Below are 20,117 nucleotides of genomic sequence, written 5' to 3'. Positions count from 1 at the left end.
CGTTCTCTTTTCCACAAGCACATCGAAAGCCTTTTGGATGGAAAGCAACAACTGCCCGATGTCCTTGTTGGTTTCTACGGCTTCCTTGCTCTTGCCCTCCAATCGGCTGGCACGAGGATTCCAAAGCGATGGAGTGCAAGACAACTTGCAGGAGAACTGCGCCATAGTCCTGTTCACCGTGATGCGTCCCATGATGGGAGCTTTTCCATTCTTGTCCATTCCGCTCTTTTTTAGGTAGAGCAACACCTTGAATTTTTCGATTTTCATAACGCTTACATTTTGAGTGTGCAAATATAATCATTTTGTAAGCGTTCCTTGATACGCAAAATATTGAGAATCAGCGCAATAAAATCCGTTGATACACAAAGTCGCCTTTCCGCATTGTTACCTGCTTTGCATAGGTAACTGTGGCTCACGATTTAGTAACTGAACTACTTCAATATTCCTCACTCGCTTGCTTTATGCCGATTTGGCAACTTTGTGCAAATCTACTCATTCCCAACTGTTTACGTTCCAACCTCTCTTATTCTCCTTTGGCTGCTTTAGAGCTTTATGTTAAAAAAACTAACTCATAGTTTAAACACTCCAAACTCAATGATTTTCGGATAGAGAAACAAAGGATGCCGAAGGGGGAGCCGATACCTTACAAATAACCCTATAGATAACCCTGAAATTACGTCCCGACGTAGACTTTACTACATGGCGACGTAATTTTTCCTACGTCCCGACGCAGAGATTCCTACGTCGCCATATAATTTCAAGGGCATCGGGAGAGAAAAATCAAAGGGGTGAAACTGGAAGAAAATAAGGTTGAAGCAAGTGAAGCAAAAGGGTTGCATCAAGAAGACCTTCGAGCGACGAAAACGAAGCAAAAAAAACACGGACAAATTGTCCGGCAACTTATAAATTACTAATATTTAACCACTTACAAGCACCCGGACAAAAGAGCCGGACAAATTCAATTTGTCCGTGTTCCTAATTTAACTTAATTATTTTAACTTTTTGGTCAAAAACCACCTGTTTTCAGCCTTTCTGCCTGAAAGCAGAAGGCGTAACCCCTCTCATCTTCTTGAAAAACTTGGTGAGATGAGCCTGGGATGAGAAGCCGAAGGTGTTGGCTACCTCCTGCACCGTATGCGTGGTGGTAGAAAGTTCGCGTTCTATCTCCTTCACGATGTATTCATCGATGATTGCCTTCGGCGTCTTGCCGGAGATGCGGCGGGTAACCTGCGCAAGATAGCGGCTGCTCACATTCAGCTGGTCGGCATAGAAATGCACATCGCTATAGGTGCGGCAGAAGTTATTCACCTGCGAGATAAACTGGTTGTAAAGCTCGGAACTCCTGCCCTGCAGATTGCTCTCCCGTGCCAGTTCTATATTGATGAAATCCTGCGCCATCGCCAACGCCTCCTCCATCTTCTTGCCCTGATTTAGATAGACGGCAAGGGCTGAAGAGAAACGGTTGATGAGACCATGCGAATTGGCATTGTCGAGGCGATAAATCCGGAGTCCCTGCTTCTCGGCAAGTTCCAGGAGTCGGGAGTTCTGAAGAATGATGTCGCTCTCCTTCTTTCTCGCCACAACTACCGAGCAGAGAGGCAGCAGACGGTATTTGATCTGGCTCACCACATCCTCCGTCATCAGCGCATCGCCCTGACTAGACCAGATTGCTGGAGCATAGATGATATGAGCAGGACGATACCGGGTCAGGGCATCGATGACCACATTCAGCGTCTCCACCCTGCGTATCATACCTATCTTCACGATATCGGGCTGCATATCGTTCATGACAGCCTCTATCTGCCCCGAAACAATCTCGGCAGGAATATCGAAGAACTCCTGGATGCCGAGCGTATTCTGCACGGTGATGCTGGTTATCGCCGAAACGGCATAACCTCCCAATTCGAATATTGTCTTGATATCTGCCTGCACACCAGAGCCACCGGTGCTGTCGGAACCTGTAATCGTTAATATCATATACTTTGAACATTGAACATTGAACTTTAAGCTTTGAACTTGGAAGCCAATGCTGTTTCCGATAGACTTTACTTCTGTTTCATATATTCCGTAGGTGTCATTCCGAAGACCTTAGAGAAGCATTTCGAGAAATAACTGCTATTGGAGAAGCCAACAGTATACATCACCTCAGAAACACTAAACTTTCCGGCGCTCAGGAGTTTGGCAGCCTTTTGCATTCTCAGGTCTCGAATATATTCTACCGGAGTCATGCCAGTCAAGGCCTTCACCTTACGATAAAGCTGCTTATTGCCAATGCCCATTACTTCCTGGAGCATCGTGACATTGAAATCGGAATCTATCATGTGCTCCTCGATGGCATGATTGATTTCATCCAGCAAATGCTGGTCAGCCTCACTCAATTCTGGTTCTACAGCTGCTACCTCTGACTTTTTCTCATCAGCATCTTCATCTGCTGTCGATGAAGAAGTTTTCTCCATTTGAACTTCTGCCGTTGAAGAAGCATGATTCTGAGGCAGTTTGACATCCAGGAAGCGATACATTAATTCGTTCACTTCATCAAACGACTGATGAGCCACAGCCATCTTCAATCCTTCGGTCAAACGGGCAAAGAAGGTCATACGCATCTGCACCTGATCAAGGATTTCTGCTTTCTGCTTCTGTTCCTCTGCCAATTTCTTATGAAGGAAATAGTAGCTTACCACCCAGGAGATAAGAACTATCAAAGCCGTGATGTAGAACAGTTTTGCCCAGATGGTAAGATACCAAGGTGGCAACACCGAGATGTCCTGCGAATAGACTTCAGCACCTATCTTTCCTTCACCATTTACGACACAAACCGTGAGATGATAGTTGCCATACGACAAACCATTGTAGACAATATCAATATTTCCCGACTTCAGATAATTCCAGTCATGATCACTGCCCTCCAGCTTGTATGCATAGACAGCAGAAGGATGATCAGCAAACGGAAGGTCTGTAAGCTGCAGGCTAAAACTGTTCTCATCGCTCTTGAGCACCAGTTTCTCACTACGCTCATCCCATGGTTTGCCATTCACGACAATGCCCGCCAAAATCAACCGGTTGAGTTTCTTCGGAGAAAGAACCGCATCAGAGCGAATCTCAACAAAGCCATCATTACCACCCATCACCACTTCATGGGTAGACTTGCTGTAGCAAATGGTAAATGGAGTAATGGAAGGGATGACAAAGCGCATGCTCTCTCCTTCACGGCTGATGACGCAACACTCATTACCGGTTACAGCCCATATCTTGCCATCCACATCACACATGGTACTTACCTTGCCCCCTATCTTCCACTCCTTTGAGCCGAAATTGGAACCCAGAATCTCGCCTGCAGCATAGTAACACTTCACCGAGCTATTATCACCAACCCATATATTGCCCTGGCTGTCGGTCATCATATAGTTAACCACATCAGAATTAGCCACATGAGCCACCTTCATATTATACGGATTGATACAATCGAGGCGATTGAAAGTGGAAACCCATATTCTTCCCTTTCCGTCCATGACCATCTGACCGACATGCAATCCGGAAAGGGCATTCTTGCCCTGGTCAGAGAAATGATAGTCGGCTACTGTCTTACCTGCAAGCAAGGAAGCCTTATCCATCACAAAGACACCACCCTGATAGGATGCCATCCACAATCTGCCCTTTCTATCCTGAAGAATATCATAAGCCCAGGCAGTAGAATACTTGCCCGTTCTGTCATAGACGATGAAATTACGCATCTGTCTGGAGCTGCGATCATAAAGGTTAATACCATGGTCGGTACAAATCCAGACATCCCCATCATTGTCTTCATAAATCTTACGCACACGGTTGTGGCTAAGCGGATAAGCCTGATTGTTCTGCTTATACCAAGCCACATCCTGATAAGCAGCATCGCCTGTAGAAGATTTCGCCTGAGAATAATGAATCAAGCCATTGGTTCCACCCATCCACCATTCACCATTACGGGTCCGGAGCATGGCATGAAGACAGTTACCTTCGCCCGAAAAGGTTATCTTGTCGAGCGACACATAATTATAATAGGTATGGGTGGTGAGACGAGAAAGTCCGTTATCGGTTCCAATCCAGACATTCTGCCATTTATCCACGAAGCAGGCCCATACGATGTTGTTCGGAATGGTTGCTTCATTGCGAGAATCGTGCGAATAATGGGAGATGGCATTGTTCATCGCCATCACATAGAGTCCGTTATCAGTTCCAATGTAAAGATTGCCATTTGCTTCTTCTGCCAGACATTTCACCGAGTTGCCATCCAAAGCTGCAATCCGGGAGAATGTCTGAAGATTGAGATCAGTACAATAGAGTGCACCTTCTGTACCAATCCAGTAGCAATGGCGCTTGGCATCGTATGCCAGGGCATTTACCAATGGCTGGGCACCTGCCGTAAGAGGCAACAGGCGGTTATTCAAATACAGACCATTTATCTTACCCTGCAACAGACCTTTTGAGGTATGCAGCAAGGCATAGACATCCCCTCCATAGTTGGCATTCTTGTCTTTCAGGTCCAGCACACGCAGCTCCATGACAGCTTTTCGCTTCGATTCATCCTGAAAGTCTGCAACAGCTGGAGTCTGCACATAAGCATTGGCATGGGTGTCGAATTTCAAGACGCCATTGCCAGTAGCCAAATACAACAGGTTATTATCGAAAGCGAGAGCATTGACGCGCGTATTGCTATAGGCATGATCCTGATAGTGGAGATAGCCATGATAACCATCATAACTATAAAGTCCGTTATCAGTACCAACCCACATCATCCCCTGTGCATCCTGGGTAATGGCACACACGGTCTGCGCACCCTCGAACGACACGTTAACGAATCGCTGCGCTGCAACCTGAATGAACAGCATCGCCAACAGGCATACCACATATATTCTATGAATAAATTGCTTCATCTTGAAATTATTTGCTTAAATTAGTTATTGTTGGCTGCAAAATTAATCAATTATTGGCACTTTACCAAATAAAAAGAAAAAAAAATCCCAAGGAATAAAGAACAGTCTCTATTTCTTGGGATTTGTGAAAAGAAAAGGAATCCTACGATAAAAACGAAGGACATATATTTTCTAGATTGCCTCTAACTGAATGGTCTTTTCGATATTTCTCTTGCCATCCTTCACCTTCAGGGTGATATTGCCCTTCTGCGTACTACTCTGCACGATGACAACGAGTTTGCCTGAGAAGAGTTTCATATGTGGATGGGTGAAAGGTTCGAGCGATGTGGCATCGCCATTGCAGGCTGCCTTGAAGGTTCCGGCACCCGTTACTTCGAAGGTCAGCTCATCATCTGCGAGCGGACACTCATTACCGTCCTTATCCTGAAGACTCACGGTGATGAAGGCAAGGTCGTTGCCATCGGCATTCAGAAGCACATTGTGCTCGTCGGTACAACCCTCAACCATGCAGGCAATAGGCTCATGATCTGGAGTCTCCACGCTGAACTTCATCTGCGCAGGTTCTCCGGCTGTACGCTTCACGTCCTCGCCTACCTTGTCACCATACTGATTGTAGGTAACCACGCGAATTTCGCCTGGTTCAAACTTCACATTGTTCCAGCGGAGGCGATAGCGGTCGAGGCGGCTTGACTTGTCCTTGCGAACTCTGCCCTGGCTCTTGCCGTTTACGAAAAGCTCGCCTTCCACACCATCAGTGTAGCAATATACAGGGGTAACCTGTCCTTCTCTACCCTGCCAGTTCCAGTGAGGAAGAAGATGGGTGGTATGCTGATGCTCATTCCAGCGGGCACGATACATATAATATCTATCCTTTGGAAGTCCGGCAAGGTCGCAGATACCAAAGTAACTGCTACGGCTTGGCCAGTAGGTATCGTATGGAGTCGGCTCGCCCAGGTAGTCATAGCCCGTCCATACAAACTCACCGATTACCCAACTATAGTCATCCTGCATCTTCCAGTCATCATCCGGAAGATTACTCCAGGAGCAATACTCCGTGTCATAGCTGGAGCACTGACCATCGGCGTATGGATTGTTGTTGCTGGCACGCACCTGAACCGGGAACTTATACACGCCACGGGAGCTGACGGTAGATGCTGTCTCTGAACCCAGGAGGAATCCCTGAGGCAACTGCTCGATATTCTTATAATACTTATGTACGCGATAGTTGAAGCCCGGAACATCCATTATCTGGGCAAATCCACTCTTCAGGGCAGCCTCAGCCTTGTCCATACCCTGGGTAACAGGGCGGGAAGGGTCATACTGATGACAGATATCCTGCAGATGCTTGGCTATCTCCATACCCTCCTTGCTCCACTGCTCAGGAATCTCGTTGCCGATACTCCACATAATGATGCTAGGATGGTTGCGATGGTGCTTCACCAGGTTGGTGATATCCTTGTCGCTCCACTCCTTGAAGAACTTGGCGTAACCATTCTTGCACTTAGGATAAATCCACATATCGAAGCTCTCAGCCATTACCATCATACCGAGTGAGTCGCAGATTTCCATCTGCATGGTAGAAGGCATGTTGTGGGCTGTACGGATGGCGTCGCAGCCCATCTCCTTCATCGTCTTGATCTGACGGATGAGTGCCGCCTTATTCTCTGCAGCTCCCAACGGACCAAGGTCGTGGTGCAGGCAGACGCCCTTGATTTTCCGGGTAATGCCATTGAGTTGGAAGCCATTATTCTTGGATACCGAGATGGTACGAATACCGGTCTTCAGCGTCTGGACATCAGCTACCTCCTTGCCTTCATATCGGGTTAACTTCACCTGATAGAGATAAGGAGATTCCGGAGACCAGAGCTGAGGATTTGCTACCTTCAGGGTAGTCTTGATGGCTGGGGTTGCACCTGAGATAGTCTGCTCAGCAACCTTTGTACCAGCCTCATCGAGCAAGGCAATGACCGTCTTGCCCGACTTACCGATTTTTCCTTCCAGCAGGGCGTTCACTTCCACTTCGGCTTCCTGCTTATCAGCTTTCAGGGTACGCACGAAGGTATCCCAGGTAGAGAAGTTCTCGTTGCCGTAAAGTTCCACGGAAACCGGACGGTAAAGACCGCCGCCTGGATACCATCGGCTGCTTTCCTCTACATTGTTGAGATGAACCTCTACGAGATTCTTCTTTCCGCCAAACTGCACGTAAGGTGTGATGTCGATGCGGAAGGCATTATAGCCGTAAGCCCATCTGCCAGCCTCCTTGCCATTCACCTTAACGACAGGCTGACTCATCGCACCGTCAAATACGAGGACGGCACGCTTGTAGCCCTTCGGCAACTGAAGATTCATCTTATACATACCCTCTCCAATCCAAGGGAGAGCTCCAGAGCGTCCCGACTTCTCGGTCTTCTCCTTTTCGCCATTCTGCTCGATAGCCACCATCTGCAGATCCCATTTCTTATCGAAAGGACCCGAGATAGCCCAGTCGTGAGGCACGGCTACCTGAGACCACACTTTGCCATCGCGGGAGAAATCCCACGATGGCAAATTTATTATTTTTCGGCTCTGCGCCTGGCACATGGTAGAAAGCGCCAGGGCGAGAGACACGAAAGTAATGCTTCTCTTGATCATATCTTTTTCTTCTAAGTTAGTACAATATTCCATTTTAAAATTCGCTTCTATCGCTCCCAGAGGAAGCGAAGAAAGCTAACTTACCTGATTACTTGAAGGCATCGAGTGCAGCGGTAGGCTTGCCGCTGTTGTCGAAGGCTCCCTTGTCGTAGCCGTTCCAGCCGCTGTTGCATTCAGGCTCCCAGTAGAACACACCCTCGCAGGTAGAGATTGCCTTGCAGCCATCCACCATCTTCTTGAGGAATGGAGCGGCATTCTCAGAATTCCACACCATACCAATCTCTGAGATGATGACATCGCAGTTGTATTTGCCGGAAAGGGTCTTGATGTTGTCGAGGCAGTCATCAGAAACCTGCTCCCAGGTCTTGTCAGTAATCCAATCAGGATAGAGCGACATACCGATGACATCCCACTTGGCTCCATTCTGCTTCAAGCCGTCAAACATCCAGGTATATTGGCTCAGGTTATTTCCCTTATCGAGATGCACAATCACCTTAGCCTCCGGATAAACCGCCTTGACGGCATCATAACCGGCATTGATATAAGCGGCAAAGTTTGCCATGTTTTTAGACGCACGGCCTGTTACCTTCAGGGCAGCATCGCCATCCTCATCATTCCAGAGCATGCCATCGGTGGTCTCATTACCTACCTGTACCCACTCTACGTTGACGCCTCTTGCCTTCAAGGCATTCAATACATCCTTGGTATGATCGGCAACCGCCTGCTTCATCTGACTGAAGTCATAGTTCTTCCAGGCAGCAGGAACACCCTGCTTTCCTGGGTCAGCCCAGGAATCAGAGTAGTGGAAGTCTATCATCAGTCGCATACCGAGCTGCTGAGCTCGCCAAGCCTTGGCGATGACATCATCCTTGCCACACCAGCCACCTTCCGGATTTACCCAGACACGCAGACGGATGGAGTTCATGCCGAGGTCGCGGAGAAGCGCCATGCACTCAGTAGCCTTGCCATTAGCATTATAGAACTTCTTTCCGTTCTGCTCCATCTCTGTAATCCAACTTACATCGGCTCCCTTGGCGAAGCCACTCATATCGTATGTCTTCTCCTTTTCGGGAGTGGTATTATCATCATTGCTGCAACTCGTGCCCGTAATAGAAAACAAGAGCGCTGTAGCCAGCAATATGGCTTTTCCTAAAATATTCTTCATTGTTATTTTTCTTATTAATTATTCATATTTCCATGTCATGGTGTTGAGATCGGCTGTAACCGTAAACTCAGTTTCACCATTTTCATCACCAAACCAGATATCCCAGGCACCATCGCCTGAAGTTAACTTGAACTGCTCACCATCGGCGCCATACCAGCTCTGCTTGTCGTCCTTGTTCTCGCCAACGAAGATGAAGCGGAAGTTCTCCCAGGAAGTTGGCTTGTACTTGCAGGTATAAACACCATCACTCACTTTGTTCATCACGGCAAGAAGGGTGTTGCCATCCTTGCTGAACATGCAGAGAGTATTGCTAGCCTCTGGCTCAGGAGCAGTCTGGTTGCCTGACTCGATAGAGTAAGTCAGGTCGCTGTTCTCACCTACCTTCACGGTAACAGTATAAGTACCCGCCTTGGCAATGTTCACGCTGTCAGCAGTTGCGGCAGCTGTCATCTTGCCATCGGCAAGAGTGTAGTTCATTGTCTTGACTACGGCTGCAGCATCATCAGTTGCGGTTGCCTTGCTGTACTCTGCACCAGTAGCAACAATACTGATAGGTGTATTATCAGCAGAGGTTGTAATCACCTTGGTCCAGGCATAGTTAGGAGCATCATAGGTCATGTCCTCACCATTCAGCTGCATCGCCTTGATGTAGGTCGGCTTGAATTCCTTAGCCTTTGTATCTACCACAGTATAATAAATACCAGTCTGACCAGGGAACCAGAAGTTCCATGCCGACTCTGTATTATCCATTTCATATACATGTCCATCCTGTCCTACGTTACCCCAAATGGTTCCATCATTCTCCTTACCCCAGAAGTTGAGCCAGGAAGAAGCATTCATATATCCTGCGTAGATGCCATCCTCGTCTGGAGAATAGAGATAGGTCAGCACCTTGTCCTTATTCGCATTCCAGATGGTCATTTTGTCCATGTGTATAATATAAGGTGTAACGTTCACCTGACACACATTGCTGTAAGCTGCTTCGAGATTATTACCCATCTGACTCTTGATGCGGAAATAGAGAGGCGCATTCTGACCCGGAGTCGTTCCCAGATCCTTGGCAAGGGTGTTGAGATCAGCACCGGTGAAAGCCTTGGAGAGATCGGTTACGGAATACTCCTTTACCGTAGCAAAGCTCTCTGAAGGAGATGCCTGCAGATAGGTTTTCAACACACCGTTGCCCGCAGGCTTGGTCTCGTCGCTCGAAAGCAAGGTAGGATTCTTCCAAACCATCGAGAGTACGATGCCCTTCGTATTGTCAACAGACAGGACCACATCGCTGGCCGATGCCATCAGATCGGATGCCTTGAAGCCATCCAGATATATCTTGTCGCCACTCTCGTCGCAACTCACCAGGGCGGTGAGTGCGCAGAGAAGCATCATCAGGTTTCTAAATATCTTTTTCATTCTTTTATCCTATTAATAGTTGTCGTTATGAAGATTTGGATTAGCGGTAAGCTCGGTGTTTGGGATTGGATAGATGTTGTACTTGCTGTCAACAGCCTGACCATCATGTGTGCCACCCTTCCACTGCCAGATATACTTGCTGGTAGTGAACTCGCCGAAACGAATCAGGTCGGTGCGGCGATAACCCTCATGATAAAGTTCACGGGCACGCTCATCGAGAATGAACTGCAGGAACTCATCATCGTTGGCAAAGTTGTTAGCCCATACATCGGTATTACCTGCACGCTCGCGGAGGAGATTGATCCAATAGATGGCTCCCTGCTTGCGGGAAGCGATGACCTCAGGATCAGCGGCATCAGTCTTTCCTTCTGGCCATGGGTCCCAACTTGCACCCTGGGTACGGGCCACACACTCGGCATACATCAGATAGACATCAGCCAAGCGGAAGAGAGGATAGTCTGTTTCTACACCATCATTGGCAGTATTGGATGCAGTAGTTCCATCGTCCTTCAGGTTACTCCATTTCTCAGAGAGATAACCGGTGGTTTCATCGGTCATGCTGGTTACATCCTTGCTTTGACCATTGGTGAAGAACTTGCAGCGCTTGTCGCCATTGCCATCGATATCGGTCTGGGTAAACTTATCTACGAACTCAGGACGGAGACGGAATTCGCTCCAGCCACTGGTTACGCCGAAGTCAGCAACATTCTGGTTGGCATTCGACATACTTACCTGTCCGCAGACCAGATAAGTAGATGATCCCCAGCTTACGGTATGCTCTGCGCTTACCGGCAGGGCGAAGATAATCTCGTTGGTACGCTTGTCGTTATCAGCATTGAAGAGCTTGCTGTAATCAGACTCGAGAGAGTAACCCATGTTCATCACCTTCTCGCAAGCCTCCTTGCACTCGGCATACTTGGCAACGCCGGTATAAACCTCGCTGTTCAGATAAAGCTTGGCAAGCAGGGTGTAGGCAGCGCCCTGAGAAGCCTGACCGTAAGGACAGGTAGAAGCAGGAAGCATATCACCTACACAATCCTTCAACTCACTCTCGATGTAATCGAAAGTCTGCTGTGGAGTATAACGAGGAGGAATGTAGCTGCCCACAGGGTCGTTCTCTGTCACCATCGGAATGTTGCGATAGAAATCGAGCGCATGGTAATAGAACAGAGCGCGCATGAAACGGACTTCTGCCTTATACTCCTTCATCTTCTCTGCATCAGCACCCGAGAAATTGGCATTATTGGCATTGCGGAGGAACTCGTTGCAGAGGGCGATGTTGTAATAGATACGATAGTACATATCTGATACCCAAGCATCGTTGGCATCCCAAGAGAGATAGGTAAGCCCCGTAGTCTGCTCACCAGTCAGCCAGGTAGAGGCAAATTCATCGGTACCACACTCCTGCATATTGATAAACATACGCATGTAGTCGAAACCACTGCCGCCGTTCAATACGGATTCCATATCCTTGTTGTCGCCGCCCTTACCCTGACCACTGGTCACCATGGCAGCATAAATCTTACCCAGCACAGCCTCATAATTGGCAAGCGAGGTATAAACATCCTTAGAGGTTGTCTCCGTCTGAGGATATTGGTCGAGGTCGGATACACAGCTGGTAGCGCTGGTCAGCACTGCTGTTCCCAACATCATACTATATAATATATTCTTAAGTTTCATTGTTATCAATTTTGATTGTTAGAACTGAAGTCCGAGGCTTACTGAGTAAGTGCGAGGACGTGGATAGAATGAGTTGTCCATTCCGTTTGGTACCTCAGGGTCTGTGCCTGAGTAACCGGTAATGGTGAATACATTCTGTACCATCGCTGATACGGTGAGTGAAGCCCACTTGTTGATCTTACCTACGTTGTAGCTCAAGCTCAGGTTGTCGAGCTTCAGGAACGAAGCATTCTCTACGTAGTAATCTGAAAGATACTGACGGGTCTTGAAACCGGTCTTCAGGAAGCTGGCGTTGAGGTTGTTGAGCTGTGAGTTGTTATAGCTCACGGTCTCCCATGCACCTGTGCTCATACCCATGCCATTATATACGTAGTTGTCGATGTTAGCACGGAAACTCATACCGAGAGTCAGCTGCTTGTATCTCAAGGATGTGCTCAAGCCCATGATGTACTTAGGGGCTGGAGAATGATAGCGGTAGAGATCGCCATCATTGATTTCGCCATCACCATTCAAGTCTGCGTAAGCGCCCTCGATCGGCTTGCCCGTCTCTGAATCGTAGAGCTGATGATATACATAGAACATATATGGCTCATATCCCTCGGAGAGTACCTGGAACTGGTAAGCATCGATAGATGGACCTACCTTCACATTGGTCTGACTTCCACCCTGGGTAAGAGAAAGGTTCTTCACCTTCATGTTCTGCCAGGTGAAGTTGTAGCTCAGGTTCCACTCCCAGTCCTTGGTCTGGATAGGAGTTGCATTCAGGGAAACCTCGATACCCTTGCTATCTACATTACCAACATTGGTAAGGATAGTCTTTGAGAAGTTGGTACCTGCCGCCGTAGGAACAGAAGCCAACAGATCCTTGGTCTTGCGGGTATAGAAATCGATGGCACCACCGATACGACCATTCAGGAATCCAAAGTCGAGACCGAAGTTCCAGGAGGTAGTTGTCTCCCACTTCAGGTCTGATACGTATGCCTCAGGACGATAAGTTGTAATATACTGTCCGTTGATGAGTGCCTCGGCACCTGTTACACTGGATGTATAAACCGGCAGATAGTTGTAGTTGCCGATACCCTCCTGCTGACCGGTTACACCATAGCTGGCACGGAGTTTCAGGTTAGAGATAACCTTGTTGTCCTTCAACCAAGGCTCCTCTGTCAAGGTCCATCCCAAAGCTACAGATGGGAAGGTACCCCAGCGGGTATCCTTAGAGAAACGGGAAGAGGCATCGCGACGGACTGTAGCTGTCAGGAGATACTTTCCATCGAAGGAATAGTTGACACGACCGTAGTATGACAACATCACGTGGCGGTAATCAGAAGCCTTCACGGTAGAAAGGGTTGTACCTGCCGCACTCTTGGTATAATAAAGAGGTGTAGTGCTCTTCCAGAACTGATAGTCGTAACCGGCAGTAAGATCCACATTGCTCTTGATATTCTCGAAATACTTCGCATAGTTGGCATAGAGGGTAAGCAGACGGTTCTCGTTCTTCTGAGGACCATACTTGTAATCGCTACCGCTCAAGGACTCATCCTTGTTGAATGACTGTGCTGCATAGCCAGGAACATAAATGGTACCATCACCCTTGGCATAATCTGCACCAATGGTAGCATGGAGCTTGAGGTCTGGCAGGAAATGAACCTTGTAATCTACATTCATCGAACCGATGAAACGGCTCACCTTACTCTTTGAATCATAAAGATCCACCAGACCACGTGGGTTTCTTACACCCGCATTTACTGGATAGCCATCAGCATCGAGAGCCTCATTGAAACCACCATAGCTGTTATTACCTGAATATACAGGAATGGTTGGGTTGAATGTGGCAGCTGCCCATACTGCACCACCATTATTGAAAGAGTTGTTATTGAGTGTACCCTTGGCATTGATGGTCAACTTCAGGTGATCCTGGAAGAAGCTAGGAGTCAACACCACGTTACCAGTCCAGCGCTCCACATTGTCCTTACGCACCAGACCACTCTGGTTGTAATATCCGGCAGAAACACGGAAAGGCAAATACTTACCGATGCTTCCGCTCAAGCTAAGGTTGTTATCAGTACCGAAAGCTGTGCGATAAACCTCATCGTTCCAATCGGTATTGGCATTGCCGAGCAATGACTTCTGGTTATCGGTACCAAACTGATTGATTACATTCACGAAATCATCATGGCTCAGCATATCCACCATCTGCGCACGGGTCTGCATACTGTTGGTGGTATTGAAGTTTACCTTCAAACCGCCCTGCTGCCCCTTCTTGGTAGTGATGATGATGACACCATTAGATGCACGGGAACCATAGATGGCTGTAGAAGAAGCATCCTTCAACACTGTCATGCTCTCGATATCAGAAGGGTTGATCATACTGAGGAAGTTGCTGCTGTTACCAGAGATACCGCCCTGCTCCAATGGCACACCATCGAGCACGATAAGAGGGTCGTTGCTGGCATTCAGAGAAGCGCCACCACGTACACGGATGGTACTACCTGCTGAGGCAGAACCACTGTTGGACATGATTTGTACACCCGAAACCTTACCATTGATCAACTGCTCTGGAGAAGAAACGAGACCCTTGTTGAAGTCCTTTGCCTTTACCGTAGCCACGGAACCCGTCAGGTCGCTCTTGCGCGCTGTACCATAACCGATGACCACGACATCGGCAAGCGCCTTGCTATCCGATTCGAGTTTCACCTGCATGTTATCAGAAATTGTCAGTATCTTATCTATATAACCTATATAAGATACCTTGATCTTCTTGGCAGAAGAAGATACTTGAAGACTGAAGTTACCGTCGAAATCGGTAACCGTACCACCCTTTTCGCCTTCCACCGTAACAGTGGCACCGATAAGAGCCTCACCATTTTGAGCATCTGTCACCTCACCTTTGACGGTGCGAGTCTGCGCCAAAAGCTGCAAACATCCCATGAGTAACAAAGCTGCGAGAAGGATACCTCTCTTTCTTACTTTACTAAAGATTGCATTCATTTGCCTAGTTGTTTAATCAGGTTATTATTTGATCTAACATTTTGTTGTGGTTGCAAAAGTATCAAATACAATCAAAAGTACAAGACTGAAAATTGCCAAAAGAAAACAAAAAACGGACAAGAAACCAGAATATGTCTGGTTTTGTCCGTTTTGTAATATATATCAGTCCATAATTCATTCCACACCCATTACTTTCACAACACCCGACTCGTATGAATCCAGGATAAGGCTTGGCTACCTCATAAGCATCGAAGCTTGCAGGATTGTCAGCGTAAGTAATATAACTGATCAGTTCTCTGCAGAGAACTCACGATTGGGCGCTTCACTGCCTCGAAGTAGTTAGACTCCATGAAAATATTTGAACCCGAACAACTTTTATACGAAAACGTTATCATAGATCAGGAAATTAACAAAAAAAGCTGAATCTTGTTACGAAGATTCAGCTTCAATAGAAGTGGTACCACCAGGAATCGAACCGGGGACACAAGGATTTTCAGTCCTTTGCTCTACCAACTGAGCTATGGCACCAACTATGAATAACAAACGATTTCTCATTTGCGGGTGCAAAGGTACACATTTTTTTTGGTTCCAACAAATTTTTTCAAGAAAATCTTTCCCAAAAGTGAAAAAAAATGCATTTTTATTTTGTTTTGTCCCAATTTTCATGTACCTTTGCATCGTCATTCTGTAAAAAACAGTAAATCGGCATCGGGATTTAGCGCAGTTGGTAGCGCACGTCGTTCGGGACGATGAGGTCGCTGGTTCGAGTCCAGTAATCCCGACCTATATAAACCAACAGAATGGCGTATGATATTAAGAGACATCTTCTACCTGCAAAAGAATGATCGCGATGCCTTACTGGCGATCATAATAGCTATGACTGTTTTAATGGGACTCATTTTTCTTTTCAATAGGGAACCATCAGAAACAGCCCAGAAAGAAAACGACTCTATTCAAACTTACCGGACAGAACATGCCACTAGTCAGAATCCTGTATATTATAAAGAAGGATATCAAATCAAAGAAGCTTTTCCATTCGATCCGAACACGGCAGATTCTGTCCAATTCAAACGTCTTGGTCTGCAAGCTTGGCAGATAAGAAGCATTCTTCATTACCGTGCCAAAGGAGGTGTATATAGTAGACCTTCCGATTTTGCACGTGTCTATGGTATGACGAAAAGACAATACGAGGCTTTGGCACCATTCATAAGAATAGCAGATGACTACAAGCCTGCTTCCGATTTTTACAGAAACGAGCCATACCGTCAGCAGAAACGATACAACAGACCTGATATAACTGCAACCACCCGTTCTACAACACCGGAAAACGAAAAAGTATACAGTTATCCACACAAGCTGAACCCAGGGCAACACATTAATATAAATACAGCCGATACTACCGAACTGCAGAAGATACCGGGAATTGGCAGTTATTATGCCAAAATGATTATAAGATACAGAGACCGTCTAGGTGGATTCGCTGCTGCCGAACAGTTGAACGAAATAGATGGCATTCCAGAATCTGCCTTGGCGTTTATCCACATAGATGCCAACCATATCCATAAGCTTGACATCAACAAGCTCAACCTCAACCAGCTCCGCAAACATCCATATCTCAACTTCTATCAAGCCAAGGAAATCTGTGACTACCGCCGACAGAGAGGTCCGATAAAAAGTCTGGAAGAGCTGAAACTATTAAAGGATTTTCCACCAGCCGAAATAGAAAGACTTACACCTTATATCTCTTTCTAACGGAACATCTCACCTTAAAACTATATGTCTTTCTAAAAAGCAAAAGCCAAATGCACTATGCCTGATAGCGCATTTGGCTTTATATATATAAATAGGTATCAGATAACACCAAACTGATGCAAGAAGATGAGCAGAATGCAGATTGGACTGACGAAACGAATCATGAAGAGGAAGACGGGGAACAACTTACCGCTCACCGTGCCCCAATTCGTAAACTCATCACGCACTATCTTCTTCGGTACATACCAACCCAGGAACAGACAGGTGACAATCGAAGCAAGCGGCATCAACAGCTGCGCCGTGAAATTGTCACAATTCGTAAGGAAATCCTTACCGAAGAATCCCAATCCTGGAACTGCTCCCTGAGAAAGAGAACAGAATACGGCAATGATGCTGCAGGTAATGGTCTCTATCCACGCACCCTTGGCACGGGTAATCTTGCGTTCCTCATAAATCATCGCCGTACCAATCTCGTGCATGGAAATCGTAGAGGTCAAAGCTGCCAATACCAACAATGCATAGAACAATACTGAAATGATGTAGCTCACCACCGGCATATCGCCAAATGCCTGCTGGAACACATTAGGCAAAGTGATGAAGATGAGTGACGGACCACTATCAGGCTGCACACCTACCGAGAAGGCTGCCGGGAATATCATCAAGCCTGCCAATACTGCAATAAGCGTGTCGATAACAACTATCTGACTTGCCGATTTCAAGAGATTGGTCTGGCGGCTGAAGTAAGATGCGTATGTACACAGACAAGCCGTACCCAAACTCAAAGAGAAGAAAGCCTGCCCCAAGGCTTCGAGCAATACGTTCTCATCAACCTTTGAAAAATCAGGATGAAACAGAAACTGCACGCCCTTCATTGCTCCCGGCAAAGAACAGGAAGCTATTACGATGACAACCAGCAGCACGAAAAGCAGCGGCATCAATATCTTGGAAGCTTTCTCGATACCATTACGAACACCTCTTACCACCACTGCATGAGTAAGCAGGATGAAACCTACAGCCCATAAGGTAGGACGAATAGGATCGGAAGCAAACGTCTGGAAGTAGGTCTTCACATACTCCGGATCGCCATGCACACCACCCATGATGCTGGCATAGAGATATTGCAGACACCAGCCTGCCACCACGGCATAGAAGCCAAGGATAATCATGGAGGTGATGACACCCATCAAGCCTACGGTTCCCCAAGCCTTGTTCTTACCCAAATTACTATAAGCCCGCGCTGCATTGGAAGCCGAATGGCGACCAATAATAAACTCGCTCATCATGCCAGGCAAACCCAACAGGATGATACAAAACAGATAGATAAGGATGAAGGCGGCACCTCCATTCTGACCTGCCATATAAGGAAAGCGCCAAACATTTCCCAAACCTACTGCAGAACCTGCCGTGGCGAGAATGACGCCCAATTTACTTCCGAAATTTCCTCTACTCTCCATTGTTTCTTATATTTTTATGCTTTTGCCTTTACAGGGCGCATGACTAATTTCCTTTGATTCCCAGGGCACCGTCCTGGGCGAATTGCTTATCCGAAGACTCCAAACTGGTTTAGGAATACCAGGAAGATGAGGACAGGGCAAACGAACTTGATCAGGAAGAGATAGACATGAAATACCTGTCCCTTCAAGGTTCCCCAGTTAGTAAACTCATCCTTCACCACCTTCTTAGGAACATACCAGCCCAGGAACAAACAGGTGAGAAGACCTCCCGTAGGAAGGAACAACTGTCCCGTTACGAAGTCAAACCAATCGAACAAAGTCTTACCACAGAACGACAGTTTATCCGTAGCTCCCAAAGAGAGTGAACAGAATGCACCAATGATGGCACAAGATACCGTAACAATCATGGCACCCTTCTTTCTGTCAATCTTCAACTCCTCATAGAAGAAAGAAGTATTCACCTCGTGGAGCGACATCAGCGATGTCAACGCAGCCACAGAAAGAAGCACGTAGAACATCAGCGAGATAATCCATCCCAATACCGGCATCGATGCAAACGCCTCGTTGAAGACATTCGGCAAGGTGATGAAGATAAGCGACGGACCACTATCCGGAGAGATACCCACCGAGAAAGCTGCAGGGAAAATCATCAATCCTGCCAATACCGCTACCATCAAGTCGATGGCAGAAATCTGAATCGCAGATTTCAGGAGATTGGTCTGTCGGCTGAAATAAGATGCATACGTACAGATACAACCCATACCAATGCTCATGGAATAGAACGACTGTCCCAAAGCATTGAGGAATACATTCCTATCCACCTTTCCGAAATCAGGTTTCAGCAGGAACTCGATACCCTTTCCCGCATCCGGCAACAGACAGGAAGACACCACGATAATGAGAAGCAGGATGAACAGAAGCGGCATCATCACCTTGGATGCCTTCTCGATTCCTCCGCGCACACCATGGATAATCACAAAGTGACAAATCAGGAAGATTGCCACCGTCCACATCACCGGACGGATAGGATCGGCAGAAAACTCCTTGAAGTAATTAGCCACGAAGGTTGGGTCGCCATGCAGTTCGCCCATGATGCTGGCATACACATACTGCAGGCACCAGCCCGAAACCACCGCATAGTAACCGGTAATCAGGAAGCCCGTGAGTACCTCCAGGTAGCCCACCCACTTCCAGGCCGTTCCGTTGGCGAGCTTGGTATAGGCACGAGCCGTATTGGAAGCACCATGACGGCCGATGATAAACTCCGAAATCATACAAGGGATGCCCAACAGAAGTACGCATCCGATATAAACCAAGATAAAGGCTGCGCCACCTTCCTGACCAGCCATATAAGGGAAGCGCCATACGTTACCCAAACCTACGGCGCCACCTGCAGTAGCAAGGATCATTCCTATCTTGCTACCAAAACTTCCTCTATTTGATTCTGCCATTTTCTATTTCTTTCTTACTAATTTCATTAACTTTTCGTATAACAGCCTGCAAAATTATAAAATAATTCCGAGATATATGCAACATTTGAAAGCAAAAATATAAAATTAGTAATATTTATGCAACTTTTCGTACATTTTCAAGAGAAAAAGGCTTTAAAATGCTCTTCTAACGATATTCTTCCGGCAAAGTATCACGCCATTTCGAGAAAGGATTTCCAAGAAGATGAGAATTGTAGAAGCGTTTATCACCCGTTACCTCCATTCCGATGAAGTCAGGCTTCTCATATTCTTCCGTCTCACTTCCCAGTTCCACTTCTGCCATCACCAAACCTTCATTATCACCGTAGAATTCATCTACTTCGAAGGTATGGTCTCCACTCTTGACAAGATAGCGGCGCTTATCGATGACTCCCCCCTGACAGAGTTGCAGAAGATGCTGCGCCTCGTCCATGGTTATTTCCTTTTCAAATTCATAACGGGTCATACCACCGTTTACCGACTTACCTTTAATCGTGAGATAAGCCTTCTCGTCTCTCGTGCGAACTCTCACCGTAGCCCCTTCAGCCGGAATATACCCCTGCTGAATATGACTAGAAGAAAAGGCGGCGCTTTTATAAGCGTCGCCCTTCTTAACGAGGAATTTTCTTTCTATTTCCAATCCACTCATTTTCTTATACCTTTA

Annotated in this window: 12 protein-coding genes and 2 tRNA genes; 2 read left to right on the top strand and 12 right to left on the bottom strand. The window is 46.9% G+C overall.

Going from position 1 to position 20,117, the window contains the following annotated elements:
• From F7D73_RS09495 to F7D73_RS09455, 9 genes are all read right to left on the bottom strand, one after another.
• The coding region (locus F7D73_RS09495; RefSeq protein ID WP_262884618.1) for an Arm DNA-binding domain-containing protein at positions 1-267 on the bottom strand (267 nt) is incomplete at its 3' end.
• Positions 268-1,023: 756 nt separating this feature from the next.
• Positions 1,024-1,977 (bottom strand): hydroxymethylpyrimidine/phosphomethylpyrimidine kinase, encoded by a 954-nt coding sequence (locus tag F7D73_RS09490; RefSeq protein WP_153124201.1) that lies wholly within the window; start codon positions 1,975-1,977, stop codon positions 1,024-1,026.
• 68 nt (positions 1,978-2,045) lie between these two features.
• Entirely contained in the window at positions 2,046-4,907 is a 2,862-nt protein-coding gene (locus tag F7D73_RS09485; RefSeq protein WP_153124199.1) for a two-component regulator propeller domain-containing protein, read from the bottom strand.
• A 171-nt stretch (positions 4,908-5,078) separates the two neighbouring features.
• Entirely contained in the window at positions 5,079-7,538 is a 2,460-nt protein-coding gene (locus F7D73_RS09480) for a glycoside hydrolase family 2 TIM barrel-domain containing protein (protein WP_153124197.1), read from the bottom strand.
• A gap of 88 nt (positions 7,539-7,626) precedes the next feature.
• On the bottom strand, positions 7,627-8,703 hold the full coding sequence (locus tag F7D73_RS09475) for a glycoside hydrolase family 53 protein (protein WP_153124195.1): 1,077 nt from the start codon (positions 8,701-8,703) through the stop codon (positions 7,627-7,629).
• Between the two features lie 18 nt (positions 8,704-8,721).
• On the bottom strand, positions 8,722-10,110 hold the full coding sequence (locus tag F7D73_RS09470) for a DUF5114 domain-containing protein (RefSeq protein ID WP_153124193.1): 1,389 nt from the start codon (positions 10,108-10,110) through the stop codon (positions 8,722-8,724).
• A gap of 12 nt (positions 10,111-10,122) precedes the next feature.
• Positions 10,123-11,790, bottom strand: coding sequence for a RagB/SusD family nutrient uptake outer membrane protein (locus F7D73_RS09465; RefSeq protein WP_228117699.1), 1,668 nt, complete (start codon positions 11,788-11,790; stop codon positions 10,123-10,125).
• Positions 11,791-11,808: 18 nt separating this feature from the next.
• Complete coding sequence (locus F7D73_RS09460; RefSeq protein WP_153124191.1) at positions 11,809-14,778, bottom strand: SusC/RagA family TonB-linked outer membrane protein; 2,970 nt, start codon at positions 14,776-14,778, stop codon at positions 11,809-11,811.
• Positions 14,779-15,233: 455 nt separating this feature from the next.
• Positions 15,234-15,306, bottom strand: a tRNA-Phe gene (locus F7D73_RS09455).
• A gap of 181 nt (positions 15,307-15,487) precedes the next feature.
• Here F7D73_RS09455 and F7D73_RS09450 point away from each other — a divergent pair.
• A tRNA-Pro gene (locus F7D73_RS09450) sits at positions 15,488-15,560 on the top strand.
• A 94-nt stretch (positions 15,561-15,654) separates the two neighbouring features.
• On the top strand, positions 15,655-16,530 hold the full coding sequence (locus tag F7D73_RS09445) for a helix-hairpin-helix domain-containing protein (RefSeq protein ID WP_228117698.1): 876 nt from the start codon (positions 15,655-15,657) through the stop codon (positions 16,528-16,530).
• Between the two features lie 98 nt (positions 16,531-16,628).
• Here the strand turns inward: F7D73_RS09445 and F7D73_RS09440 are convergent, their stop codons facing one another.
• From F7D73_RS09440 to F7D73_RS09430, 3 genes are all read right to left on the bottom strand, one after another.
• Positions 16,629-17,984, bottom strand: coding sequence for a sodium-dependent transporter (locus F7D73_RS09440; RefSeq protein ID WP_153124187.1), 1,356 nt, complete (start codon positions 17,982-17,984; stop codon positions 16,629-16,631).
• Positions 17,985-18,070: 86 nt separating this feature from the next.
• Positions 18,071-19,435: a sodium-dependent transporter gene (locus tag F7D73_RS09435; RefSeq protein ID WP_153124185.1), complete on the bottom strand. Its 1,365-nt coding sequence runs from the start codon at positions 19,433-19,435 to the stop codon at positions 18,071-18,073.
• Between the two features lie 166 nt (positions 19,436-19,601).
• Positions 19,602-20,102: a CYTH domain-containing protein gene (locus F7D73_RS09430; protein ID WP_153124183.1), complete on the bottom strand. Its 501-nt coding sequence runs from the start codon at positions 20,100-20,102 to the stop codon at positions 19,602-19,604.
• Positions 20,103-20,117 lie beyond the last annotated feature (15 nt).

The organism is Segatella copri (assembly GCF_009494395.1).
GTDB lineage: Bacteria > Bacteroidota > Bacteroidia > Bacteroidales > Bacteroidaceae > Prevotella.
This window is presented reverse-complemented; position numbering and strand designations above follow the sequence as displayed.